Annotated in this window: 12 protein-coding genes; 6 read left to right on the plus strand and 6 right to left on the minus strand. The window is 62.8% G+C overall.

Going from position 1 to position 11,790, the window contains the following annotated elements:
- Positions 1-2: 2 nt before the first annotated feature.
- Positions 3-677, plus strand: a complete 675-nt coding sequence (locus tag FG486_RS12015; protein WP_181267649.1) for a hypothetical protein — start codon at positions 3-5, stop codon at positions 675-677.
- A gap of 15 nt (positions 678-692) precedes the next feature.
- Positions 693-2,120 carry a tetratricopeptide repeat-containing protein gene (locus tag FG486_RS12020; RefSeq protein ID WP_338401608.1) on the plus strand — a complete coding sequence of 476 codons (1,428 nt, stop codon included), beginning with the start codon at positions 693-695 and terminating at the stop codon, positions 2,118-2,120.
- Between the two features lie 58 nt (positions 2,121-2,178).
- On the opposite strand, the gene FG486_RS12025 is transcribed toward FG486_RS12020, so the two are convergent.
- Positions 2,179-2,832, minus strand: coding sequence for a Crp/Fnr family transcriptional regulator (locus FG486_RS12025; RefSeq protein ID WP_066275075.1), 654 nt, complete (start codon positions 2,830-2,832; stop codon positions 2,179-2,181).
- Positions 2,833-3,016: 184 nt separating this feature from the next.
- Between FG486_RS12025 and FG486_RS12030 the strand changes: the two genes are divergently transcribed.
- Together FG486_RS12030 and FG486_RS12035 are read left to right on the plus strand one after the other, a co-directional pair.
- The gene (locus FG486_RS12030; RefSeq protein ID WP_181267651.1) at positions 3,017-4,348 is read left to right on the plus strand and encodes a hypothetical protein; all 1,332 of its coding nucleotides are present in this window, start codon (positions 3,017-3,019) and stop codon (positions 4,346-4,348) included.
- Positions 4,349-4,496: 148 nt separating this feature from the next.
- Positions 4,497-6,365 (plus strand): DNA/RNA non-specific endonuclease, encoded by a 1,869-nt coding sequence (locus tag FG486_RS12035; RefSeq protein ID WP_194249880.1) that lies wholly within the window; start codon positions 4,497-4,499, stop codon positions 6,363-6,365.
- Between the two features lie 125 nt (positions 6,366-6,490).
- Here the strand turns inward: FG486_RS12035 and FG486_RS12040 are convergent, their stop codons facing one another.
- From FG486_RS12040 to FG486_RS12060, 5 genes are all read right to left on the minus strand, one after another.
- Positions 6,491-6,970, minus strand: coding sequence for a DUF4384 domain-containing protein (locus FG486_RS12040; RefSeq protein WP_181267652.1), 480 nt, complete (start codon positions 6,968-6,970; stop codon positions 6,491-6,493).
- 2 nt (positions 6,971-6,972) lie between these two features.
- Complete coding sequence (locus FG486_RS12045; protein WP_181267653.1) at positions 6,973-8,079, minus strand: sel1 repeat family protein; 1,107 nt, start codon at positions 8,077-8,079, stop codon at positions 6,973-6,975.
- An 11-nt stretch (positions 8,080-8,090) separates the two neighbouring features.
- The gene (locus FG486_RS12050) at positions 8,091-8,690 is read right to left on the minus strand and encodes a hypothetical protein (protein WP_181267654.1); all 600 of its coding nucleotides are present in this window, start codon (positions 8,688-8,690) and stop codon (positions 8,091-8,093) included.
- Positions 8,666-9,544 (minus strand): hypothetical protein, encoded by an 879-nt coding sequence (locus tag FG486_RS12055; protein WP_206678388.1) that lies wholly within the window; start codon positions 9,542-9,544, stop codon positions 8,666-8,668. Before FG486_RS12055 ends, FG486_RS12050 begins: the two co-directional genes overlap by 25 nt.
- 676 nt (positions 9,545-10,220) lie before the next feature.
- Positions 10,221-10,538 (minus strand): hypothetical protein, encoded by a 318-nt coding sequence (locus FG486_RS12060; RefSeq protein WP_181267656.1) that lies wholly within the window; start codon positions 10,536-10,538, stop codon positions 10,221-10,223.
- Between the two features lie 304 nt (positions 10,539-10,842).
- On the opposite strand from FG486_RS12060, the gene FG486_RS12065 reads away from it, so the two are divergent.
- Both FG486_RS12065 and FG486_RS12070 read left to right on the plus strand, forming a co-directional pair.
- Complete coding sequence (locus FG486_RS12065; protein ID WP_181267657.1) at positions 10,843-11,343, plus strand: hypothetical protein; 501 nt, start codon at positions 10,843-10,845, stop codon at positions 11,341-11,343.
- A 36-nt stretch (positions 11,344-11,379) separates the two neighbouring features.
- Positions 11,380-11,772, plus strand: a complete 393-nt coding sequence (locus tag FG486_RS12070; RefSeq protein WP_181267658.1) for a hypothetical protein — start codon at positions 11,380-11,382, stop codon at positions 11,770-11,772.
- Positions 11,773-11,790 lie beyond the last annotated feature (18 nt).

The raw sequence follows: 11,790 nt of genomic DNA on the forward strand, positions 1-11,790 counted from the left end.
CGATGAGTGAAAGTGCACCTGCCCATGAACACATCTTCCTGTTCGTGATTGGCAACAGCAAGGAAGAGGCCGACAAGGGCTATGCAAAGGTCCTGACGGCCTTCAGGCGCAAGTCTCAGGGCACTTTGGCAGAAGCCTTGAAAGAGATCGAGCAGGGCGATGCGACGAAATCGTGGGAACCCGCTGCCTCGACGCATGCTCCCCGCGGGATCGACCTGGCCTTCGACCCCGCGCAGCCGTGTCTGGTGTTCGTGGCGATCAGCGGCGACCACAGCCATGCGCAAGACGCGTCGGAGGATGGTGTCGTCGGTCCGCTTCATGATGCCGCAACCTATTTCGGCGACAAGATCGTGACGCCGCTGGCGATCGAGGGCATGCCAGAGAGCCCGATCATTACCGATGCGAAGCAGCATAAATTGCCGGGCAGCAAGCACCCGACCGTGTGTTCATTTGTGGTGGACGCGTCGAGCGCCCTCGACAAGGCAAAGAACGCTGGCTCGTATGCGCGCTTCCCCATCGTGTTCGATTTCGTCGATTCCGATGACGCCATATCGCCGGTGTTCAAGAAGCCACGCCCGCCCAAGGAACCTCATGCGCCCGGAACAGAGTTGCCGATGCTCAATCACGGCGGAATTCATCCACCCAACGGGGCCAGCATGATCGAGTTCTTCGAATAACAGGCCTGTCGTCCCTTGCTGAACCCTTACACCCAAATCCTGCGCCTCGCCCGTTCCGGCTCACCGGAGCGGGCGTGGTCCTTGATGGCGGAGCATGGCCTGCTCGATTCTGCGAGCGATCCAAAGGCGCTGACCCTGCAGGCGAGGCTCGTCAAGGATCGGGCCAAGCGTGCAGGTGCAGGGTCCGGCCGGGCGCGGCTGTTCGATCAGTCGGCGCAGCTCTATGCAAGGGCGGCGGAGATCGCGAGATCGAGCTATCCGCTGATCAACGCGGCGTCGCTCTCGCTGTTCGCCGGCAAGCCCGCACAGGCCCGGCGCTTTGCAGAGGACGTCCTCGACCTGATCGCTGCCGATCCCGCCGAAGGCGAAACGCCTTATTGGCGCGAAGCGACGCGGGCCGAGGCCCTGCTGCTGCTCGATCACGAGGCCGAGGCGCGCGCCGCGCTGGGCACAGCGATGGCCCGGCAGCCGCACGCCTGGGAAGATCACGCCGCGACCATCCAACAGTTCGCGCTGATCCTGGCCGAGAAAGGCTGGGATGCAGCATGGCTCGACATGCACCGACCGCCGCCGAGCATCCATTTTAGCGGGATTACCGGCCTCGACCCCGACGCTTCCGATGTCGTCGCGGCGATCGCGCAGTTCATCGCCAGCGAGCGCCCGGGCTTTGCTTTCGGCGCTCTGGCTGCCGGAGCAGACCTGCTCTTTGCGGAAGCCTTTATCGCCTGGCGCGATGCGGAATGCCCGGCGGCCGAGCTGCACGTCGTGCTGCCCTATCCTGTCGATCGGTTTCGTCAGATTTCCGTCGCCGCGTTCGGCGATCGCTGGACCAGCCGCTTCGATGAGGCACTGGCGCAGGCCAGCACCGTCACGGCTTATGGTCTGGGCGATCCCACGCTCCCGCTCGCCGTGGACTATGCCGACCGGGTGGCGATGGGACGCGCGGTGCGCAACGCTCAGGTCCTCGCCAGCCGGGCCATTGCGGTCACCGTGCTCGGCAAGGGCGAAGGTCTGCGCCCGCAACTGGCAGCGTGGCGGGATAGCGGTCGATCCTTGACGATCATCGAGGCGGCGCGGTCGCCAGTTTCCAGACCCAGCCCGGACATTGCCCGTCAGAGCTTGCAGACCTTTGTATGGGCGGATCAGCACACATGGTCGATCCACGCTGATCTTCTGTCGGCGGCGACCGAGGCACGGCGTCTTGCCAGCGCTGGCACCAGCGGTCGTGCGGCAATCCTGCTGGCGCCCGGCGATCCCGATGACGCCCCTTCGCCGCTCCTGCAGCGCGCAGCTGCGCTTGCGGCCGTGGCCAATCCCAATACGGTGGTCAGCGACGAGCCCACCGCCATGGCGCTGGTCCTGGCCGGGTGGGACGGGACGGTGGAAGAGCTGGGCGAACTGCCGCTGCCATCGGGTCGCGAACCGATCTGGAGCGTCATCTAACCTTAAGTCCGCGCAGGTGCGAGCCCGATACCTTGGCCCGGCCTTTCGCCGCGACCTGCTAGATGACCATGTCCTCGAGCAATTTGCGCGAGACGATGGTCAGCCGGTCTGCCTCGCGCCGCACAATGCCGCGCCGCATCAGTCCGTTGATCGTGCGAGAGGCGGTCTCGCGGGTGGTCTGCGCCATCAGGCCTAATGCTGCGACCACCGGCGGCGGGGCGATGCTGTCCCCGTCGCCCGCCGCGTTGAGCAGTTCAGCGCAGACCCTGCCCGTGGCCGACAGCGTGATGCGCGCGGCCATGCGGTCGAGCGCAGCGTGATACTGGCGTGCCAGGATCATCGCGAGGCCGCTGCCGATCCGCGTTTCTTCCTGCATCAGGCGGTTGAGGCTGATGCTGGCAATTTCAAGCACCGCGATCCGGTCTCGTGCGATCACGTCCGATACGAACACGCGCTCGTGCGGCAAGGCGCCGAACAGTTCGCCCGGGCCGTGCGCCATCAGCAACTGGACCTGACCATCGCCGCCGATCACCTGCAACTGCGCCTGGCCGGCCAGCACGATCCAGACCTTTGCCCCCATATCGCCCTGATGGATCAGCGTCTGGCCATGGGCATAGGTGACGAAGGCCATGGCGTTGTTGAGCCGCTCCGCCTCCGCGGCGCTGCAAGCAAAGAAGGATGCCAGCGCGGCAAGCCGCTCAACCCGGTCCATGAGAGGCCCTGGCAGCGAACAAGGTCGGGCAGCGGGGGCGCGCGAAGATGTCGGCGGAGCCCGCGCCGGGCGTGACGGCAATCACGCGCACACCATCGACAGAAATGACATCCCTGATTCCAGGCCTGGCTGATCGCCACAAGACGGTCCGACGCATGCCGCAACATAAACTGGAGCAACAGCAATGCGCAAATCCAATGTCATGATTGCGATCCTTTCGACTGCGGCAGCAGCGGTCTCTGCGCCAGCCCATGCCGAGCCGAAGTCTAACGAGCAGGAGCCGCCGTTTACGCTGGATTACCATTTGCCCGAGGTGAAGATCACTTTTGGCGTCAGCTACAGAATTACGACCTGTCCGCGTGGCGATACGAATGATCTGTCCGGCTTTGCGATGGACACCGTGACAGCAATCACGCCGTCCTATTTCCGTGGCACAAAAATCCGCATCAACCCCAAGGGCAACCTGTTCGTCGATCGTGCAATCAAGCTTGAAAATCATGAGAACGGCACGCTCAAGAGCTTCAACGGCAGTTCGACCGGGCAGGGCGGGAAGATCGTCGCCGCTGCGATCAAGGCTGTAAGCTTCGTGGGCGCGTTGACTGTCGGCGTTCCTCCTGTTGCCGCAGGCTTCATCAAATCATCTTCTGCGGTGATCAAGTGCAAGGACGAAATCGCTCAATTGATCAACCAGCGGAACGAGCTGGAGAAGGAACTGGACGGCCTCAGGAAGGCGCTGTCGAGCGGGAATGCGTCGGAAAGCCAGCTTGACCGGATCGCTCGCACCGAAAAAGCGATCGACGCGACGAATGAGCGGTTGACGATCAGTCTCAAACCGGTGGTCTGGACCCCCGGCACGGATCAGAATCTGCCCCAGCAGCTTGCGCCAGCCAATTTGTCCGATTGGTTCGATTATCGTGATAGCAACGATCTGAAGCTAGCTTTTGAGGCAATCGGTCTTGGGCAGATGCTGCAATTCACCGCGAGAGCCAATTATGTCACCAAGCTGGATGCTGCCGCCACAACGCCGCGCAGCGGTCAGCAAAAAATCTATCGCGCGCTAGTCTATCGGGAGCCTGGTTCAGTCGACGCCATTCTGGAACCGTCGGATCCGAATTTCAATCCCGGCCAACTGAAAGATGTCGAAGCCGCGCGCGCCTTCGCAGCCTATAAGGAGGCGACGGTCAAGAAAACGGTTCCGGCGCCGCAGATCGGCCCGCTCAAAATCATCCCCTTCGACGGAAGCGGGATTTTCGGATCACGCGCCGTCACGGCAACTTTTGCTGAGACGGGCGAACTGACCTCGATCGGATATACCAGTACCGGCGGCGCGGATGCGCTGGCAGGGGTGATCGACGCCGGGGTGGCGGCAGGAATCGAACAGCGCGATGCACAGACCAATGCCCTCAAAAGAGCGGTCGAACGGCGAACGCAAGCCGATGCGCTCAAGGCGCTCAACGATGCACAAGCCAAAGCGAAGAAAGAGGAGGAAGAACGTAACGCGCCGCCCGGCAGCTAGGAGGGCGAAGGAGGCGATCCGGATGTCGAATGGCACATGGGCCACTCCGAGATGCGCGCCGCAGTCGAAGCAGCATTGTGGTATTGGAACAAATTGACGGTAACGCGCCATCGGCGGTTTGTCGCTCAGGGGCGCCATGGGGGATATCATGATCGATCACACCACTATACATCCGCTGAGCGCCGGGATGGCGCATCATCTCGATCTGCACCTGTGGCGCGGCGCGCCGCAGAATCTCGATCCTGATCGGCCCGTGCAGATACTGGTCAACCAGGGCTATGTCGTCGGATTTTCGCCCAAGACGCTTCAGCCGGCCTGGTCCGCCTATAGCGTGGCGCATGCCGAGGCGGCGGTCGATTTCAGGCGGCCTCTCCACTATTATACGGATGTTCGGCTCGACCCCGCGCTTCGGTTGAGCAACCGGACGTTCGGCAGGATCGGGAACATTCCGCTCAATGTCGGGCACATGACGCCCAATGAAGTGATCAACCGCCAATATGGACGTCTCGCGCAGATGGAGACGTTCCTGATGTCGAACATGAGCCCTCAGTACGAGGTGCTCAACCAGGGTGTGTGGGCGAAGCTGGAGGAGGCGATCAGAGGCGTCCAGACCGAGCCCGGCGCGGACTATGCCTGGGTGATTGTCGGACCCGTATTCGGCGATGATCCGCCGCACGTGTCGCGCGACGGGGGCAAGCTGGTGCCGGTGCCGGAGGCCTATTTCGCGCTGGTCGTCGATCCGGTTCGCTACCCTTACGAGACTCCCGCCAACGTCAAGCTCGACTGCTTCCTCATCCCGCAGACCGCGCCGCGCAGCAGCGATCCCGATGCTTACCCGTCGACCCGCGAGGAAATCGAGCGGCGCACCAAGCTTCGCTTCTTCGATTCCTGGGCACGGACCTATGTGATCGGGCAGGAATCGGATGAGACAGCCAAGCTTGCGATGCAAGCCGATGCGCCGAGTCGCCTGATGCGGGCGATCGAGAGTCGACGCGAAACGTGGAAGGAAAAGTTCGATGTTCCCGCTGCGGCCCAGCCGGTGGCATCGACGATCGATGGGCTCATCGCGGACCTGCAGGAAGAGGCAAGGCTGACCAGCGAGCAGGTGCTGGGCGAGCACCGCCAGACGACGCGCGAGGAAAGGGCTCGTGCCGAGACTCTTCAGCACACGCTTTCCTGGCTCATGCGCGCCAAGGAGATCGCCAGCGATCGCTCCGGGGGTGACAAGCCGGGAGGGCAAGCCCCCGCTTCCGGTGATCCTGTCATTGCGCCGCAACCGCCTGCCGGCATCGTCGCCGCACCGGCGAACATCATCACCTACAAGATCGTCAACGATGCAGGGGACCGGCTAAGGAACGGAGCGCGCGCGGCGTGCAACTTCTGGAACCGCTTCGTCCTTCCGCGCTATTCGATCGTCATCCGTCTGGGGCTGTTTACCCATCTCGGCAATACGATCGCACGCGCCTACCAGCCCTATGAACAGGACGGGGTTCGGTACGGCCAGGTCGAGTTCAACACCCGGTATCTGCTTGATTTCACCGCTGACGAGATCGCGGGAACAATCATCCACGAGATCGGCCACACGCTCGGGATAGGCTGGGACAATTGGTCACAGTTGTTCGACGCTCAAACTGGTCGCTTCTATCCGGATGCAGTCAAACGAATGGCTGCGCTTGCCGGCATGGAGGTCGAGCGCGATGGCGGCCCTGGAACGGCGCTGGCGCATTGGGACGAGGCGCTGTTCGATCGCGAGCTCATGACGGGCTACAAGGACCCGGGCGAGCATGTGCTTCCGATAACCATCGACGTGATGGAGGCCTTCGGTCATGACGTGGCCGAGCGACTGGCGGGGCAGACCAGTCTCGAAGAGCTGATGCAGGGCATTGCCAGCATGGTCTTCTCGCGACAGGACGAGGTCCGCAAGATCGATCTCGACTATTTCGAGGCGATGCCGCTCCGCGAGGTCATACCGCATGACTCCGCGCAACTGGCTCAGTTCATCGCCGAGCAGGAATAAGCGCTGGTTCGCGGTCGCGCCATTGCGGCGCGTCAGAAGCCTGGTGCGATGGTTGCCACCACGCGAAGCCCCCCGTGCAGGCCTCGCGTGGTTGGCTTTTGAGCCACGAGTGTCCGAACGCGCGATCAGGGGCCGATGGTGCGATAACGAAGCGTGACCTCCTGCCGACGATGATTGCCGGCGAGTTTCATATCGGCACTGGCGGCGCGGCCGCCAGGCTCCCGCGCGATGATCCGCAGCTCGCTCGACCCTGGAGGCGGACCGGCCCTGAGCGTCGTGCCCGGCGGGGGCAGATGCAGGGGGCGGCCAGGCTCGGTCAGCAGCGAGCTGCCCGGAACCGGCAAAACCCGCGTGATATCGCCCGCAGGCGATATCTCGATGACCTCGATGGATGCGGGGCGGTCGGTCGTCACGGTGAGCGCCAGGGTTTCGCCCACCGCGAACACGGGTTCCGGACGGTCGAACCTTGCCCGAAGCCCGATCGGCTGTGCCGCATCCTGCGCCGATGCATCCATGCGCAGATCGAACAGCGGCAGGCAGGCCGACAGGAGCCCAGCTGCGGCCAGGGCGCGCCAATAATGACGATTCCGACTGGATGGTGGCATCCTCAACCTCCCTGCTTCCGGCGCCGCAGAGCCTTTGCCCTTGCCATCCAGCGCTGCGCTGCGACCTCGTCTCGGGGGATGGCTTCGCCTTCGAAATAGATGAACCCTGCATCTTCGGCAGCGGCCGCAGAACCTGCCTCCCCGGCACGTTCCAGCCATGACAAGGCCCGTTTCGCCGCTTCTGCACTGCCGGTATCCGAAAGCCAGAGATATCGGCCATAGGCTGCCATGCCGTCGATATCGCCGAGCTGCGCAGCCCGATGCCAGGCGCGTGACGCGAGTGGCTGGCTTCCGTTCATGGCGTGCGCTTGCCCCAGAAGAAAATGGGGCCTGCCGTCGTCGGGGGCGGTCGCTGTTGCGGCCATGCATGCCCGCACGGTTGCGGCGATGCCGGATGCCGCGGCGGAGCCGCCAAATGCTTCCACACCCGCTTCGCATTCGCGCAGCGGTGCCCTGGCCGCATGGAGCGAATATCCCCAGCCGCCCAGGATAGCGATCAGTGTTACGGCACTGGCAGCCATGATGGCGAACCGGCGGCGCGGCGCGGGTGAAGCCGTCCAGCAGATGCTGGCATCTTCAACCGTCGTGCAGGGGCACAATGTCAGCTTCCGGTCGCGCGCGGCGGATTGCAGCGGTTCCTTGATCTCGTCCGGCGCTGCATCCCAGTTCACGGCCGGAAACGCGAAAATCGGTGCCTGGGGCTGCTGCAAGGCAAACTCAAGCACATGAAGCGCCTTCTGCGGGAAGCTATCAACCGGACCGACCTTGCCCGGCTCGTTGGGAAGCACGCATCCTGTCGCCACAACGACCGTGTCGTCATGGCTCGGCGCCCTGGCTCTGCGATCGGCAATCGCCAGGGCAAGCCCGAAGCTCTTGCCGCCAAATTGCCGACTGCTGATGCCGATGGAAACGCCGTCGAGCCGCCTGGCCGGGTCGTCTCCTGCTCTTGCGCTCATCAGGATGTCGATGGCGTCGTCCGTTTCCGGGGCGATGGCAAAACGCGGCTGCCGATCAAGTATGGGCAGGCGTTCCACCACGATGGTTTCCAGCGCCGGACCGCTGGGACCCGTGGTGGGAAACTTCGCCCGGGCAATGGCAGGAGCGGACATCTGCAGCCCGTCTAGAAGAAGTCGATGGACAGCGGATGATCCCGCAATCGATCTTGCGGGCTTTCGTCGGATGTCCAGCTTCCGTCCAGACCGCCATGCCGATCAAGCGCGCCTTCCAGCCATACCATCCCGCCGCCATCGGTCACGCGCACATTGAGGCCGGGAGGCAGATCTTCATATGCTTCACGGCTCAATTGCAGGCTGATCATCCAGCGCTCGGTCGCCTGGCTGTAGAGCAGCCTTATGGTGACGCCCGACGCGGAAAAGCGGTCGGAATCCTGCAAGCTGTCGGCGGCGCGCCGCTCGAACTCCAGTGCGTGTCCGTGCCGACGCCATTTCTGTGTCGCCTCGCGTGCGAGTTCTGCGCGCATCCGCTGGTAAAGTGAGCGGGCAGACGGCGACGTCCAGATCAGCCGCACCACCTCGTCGGGCAGCGCAGCATCGCCGTGCAGGTGATCGCTCACCGCATCGACGAACCACAGGTCGTCAAATTCCTGCTCCGGTTCGATCTGTCGATCGAGCACATGGGCAAGCAGATTGCTTGATTTGCGGCTTGAAGTCATCGCTCGTTCTCGCTCAATCTGGTCTAGTTTCCAGGGTTGCGAGACCATTGCTCGCTTCCCGACTGGAAGCCGGTAAGGTGCTCGAAAAGCCCTTCCGCCTTCGTTGTAAGGCATGTGCTCAGGGCGGACAGCGCGTCCTCCAGCACCCGATAGAAACGCCGCCGGTCGATATTCTGTCTCTGGCAATAGCCTGAGGTGCTGAATTCCACCGGATCGGTCATCTTGAAATGAACGCGGACGAACGTGCCCGGCTCATCCTCAAGCTGACTCAGGCACTCTTCCAAAAAGCGCCCTGACCGGGCGAGCTCGGGCAGATCGGCTTCCACCGGCAAGAACGGGCGCTCGACTTCCGCGTCGCTGTCCAGCGCGCTGGGTCCACAGTCCGCGCAGAATTCGGCAAAATATTCCTCTATCGTGATGATCGTCCTGGGCAGGTTGCGATCGCTTGCATGATGTTCGCGCAGATGCTCGGCGAGCAGGCGGAAATGGGCGATGGTGCAACGGTTCGTTGCATCGGGTCCGGCAACCGACCGGCTGATCTGGTCCAGGCGACCCCATGTCTTGGCCCGGTGTTCGCTGCCCCCGATCGCGGCGTTGCGCATCCGGGTCAGCCCGCGACGGACCGCTACGACGCGGAACGCCGGTGCATCCTCGCCCATCAGTCGTGCCCCGCTGGCTTCGAGCGCCTGACGCAGCGGCCGACTGTCGCCGAGCAAGCTCAGCGCACAGTCCGAAGCGGGACCCGGCCGCTGCATCAACTGTTTTGCCACCCGCTCGATGAAACCGGTCCATGCTGCATCAGTTACCGTTCCGTGATCGGCGATATCGGCAAATATCTCGCCTCCCAAAGCGACGATCCTTGCCCGCATCAATTCCCGCGTGCGCCGCCATTCCACGGTCAACCACCGCGAATCATCACTATCTGTCAGCACAGAATGCCCCCATCCAGATGGATATGGCCATGGGATACGCAAAATGGGGGACTGCGCAAGCCGACAGCAATGTCTTTTGTCATCGGAACAAGCAAAAAGCCTGCACCAATAGTCGTTGATGGAAGAAACACTGCTTGGCCTGCAGGCTACCATCCTATCGTTTGCCCAATTGCCGGGCCTGTGCGAATTGTCGGCCATCCGCTGTTATTTGGTCGGCACTGGCGCGACGGCGATTGACCCGGAATGTTCAAGACCCCTTGGTCGAGGCACATGCGCTGTTCGAGCATATCCAGTTCCTTGCTGGGGATGCCGAGTGAGGCCGGCGTTTCGAGGCGCGGCTTGAGGTCGCGGTGCTCTGGGCCGCAGTCGCTGTCGACGATGGCGGGCGCTCCGTCCAATCCGATTGCGGGCTTGGCACAGACCGCCGGAGATGTCGCGCCAAGGGCGATCGCCGCCCATGTCAGGTGGCAGAGCCGGAATATGTTTGCCTGGGGCATGATGGTTTCCTCATCGGATCGGGTTGCGGATGGCGGATGGCGGATGACGCGCACATTGGCTGAAGCCACCTGGAGGGGAGATACTCGCCCGCCCGCCGCCGAAAAAATGCCCCGCCAGATGTCCTGGCGGGGCGGGGGCGGACAGCGCCTCAGCGGCAGGGGGCGTAGCTGCTCATGGTTGCGTTGGAGTTGCTGGCGCACACGTTGCTACCGATCCCGACAACGACCTGGTTGCCACGGACGCGCGCCGTTGACCGGACATCGCCACGCACCGTCACCTGACCGATAATCGAGGCGTTGTGGTTCGATACGGTGACATCTTCGCCGATCCCGGCAACGATCTGATTTCCGTCGACGTCGGCAGCCAGCGTGACGTCGCCATCGATATCGATCGCCTGGGCAGATGCTTCGACAGCGGTCGTCGTGGCGAGCAGAGCAGCTGCGAACATGGCAATGGAAGTACGCATAACGTTGATTCCTTTCGATCTGCGGCGCTGCCCCCGATTGGGCGCTGCCGACACTTCACCATTGGGAGGGAGCCGGAGCGTTTGTGCAGAAAGGCCCGAAAGAAAATTCGCGGATGGCGGATTTCTGCCTCAGCAGGCGTGATCCAGGCAAAGCCAGGTCGGCTCCGCCATGGTGCCTGGCGCTTGGCCCCGCGCGGCGGAACCGACAGTGCCCGCCATCATCTAGATTAATTGCAGCGGTCATTGCACAACTGGAGCAATGACCCCTCCAAGAGCATCGTAACCGACAAGAGAGGTTACGCTCATGCAAAAGGTCATCACAACACTGGTTTTCATCGCTGGCGCCGCATGCAGCCAGGATGCACAGGCTCAGGCGATAGATGTCGACGGCAATGTCTATCTGGAAGCGAACACGGGAAACAGCACTGCCGTCGCCGTTGGCTATGGCACCCGCGCCACCAATGATGCGGGATCGCTGATCTCGAGCCGGGTGCGCGGCAATGCGCATGCGCGCGGCTCCAGCCGCAATCAGACGGCGGTCGCCGTCGGTTTCGGATCCAGAGCGCGAACGTCGATCGGGACGATCGCCAATGCCAATACCCGCGGATCGGCCAGCGCCAATGGCAGTGCCCGCTCCGCAACAGCACTCTCGTTTGCGCCGGGCAGCTCGACATGCCTTGCGGTGGGAAGCGTCGGTCGCGGCGGCAGTCGAGGCTCCGGACATGTGGGCTCAGCCATGGTGTATGACTTCGGTCTCTTCCGCAGGACAAGGGTTCGCGTGGGAACCTCGGGTCAGGTGTGCTGACGCCGTTACGATCAATCATTCATCAGGAGAAAGTCAATGAAATCTGTGATTACCGCGCTGCTCATCGTCGTTCTGGCCACATCCGGCACGCCTGCTCTCGCAGGACCTGCAAAGGTGTATAGGCCCGATCCTTCCAAAAAGCAGATCAGCAACGGTGCCCTGGTCTCGACCCTCATTCCTGCTCGCGACGGGGCAGGTATTGCCCGAACCCGCTCCCAAGGCGGCGGCGCACAGTATATCCCCCAAACCATTCTCAATCCGAATTCGAATGATCAGCGCATTGCAGGTGTTCCGTGCCAGACGGACCTGCATATTGGTGGCAACGAAAATAATATGCCCGCATTGACAAGGCAAAACGGGAGTGTTTATGTCGAGCGTCTTGAAGTAATCGAGACTCGGCCATGTCTTGGTGCTGCAAGGGGTCGATGAGTGCAGGTAGGGTTGGGA

Source organism: Blastomonas ursincola, assembly GCF_013607875.1.
GTDB classification, from domain to species: Bacteria; Pseudomonadota; Alphaproteobacteria; order Sphingomonadales; family Sphingomonadaceae; genus Blastomonas; species Blastomonas ursincola.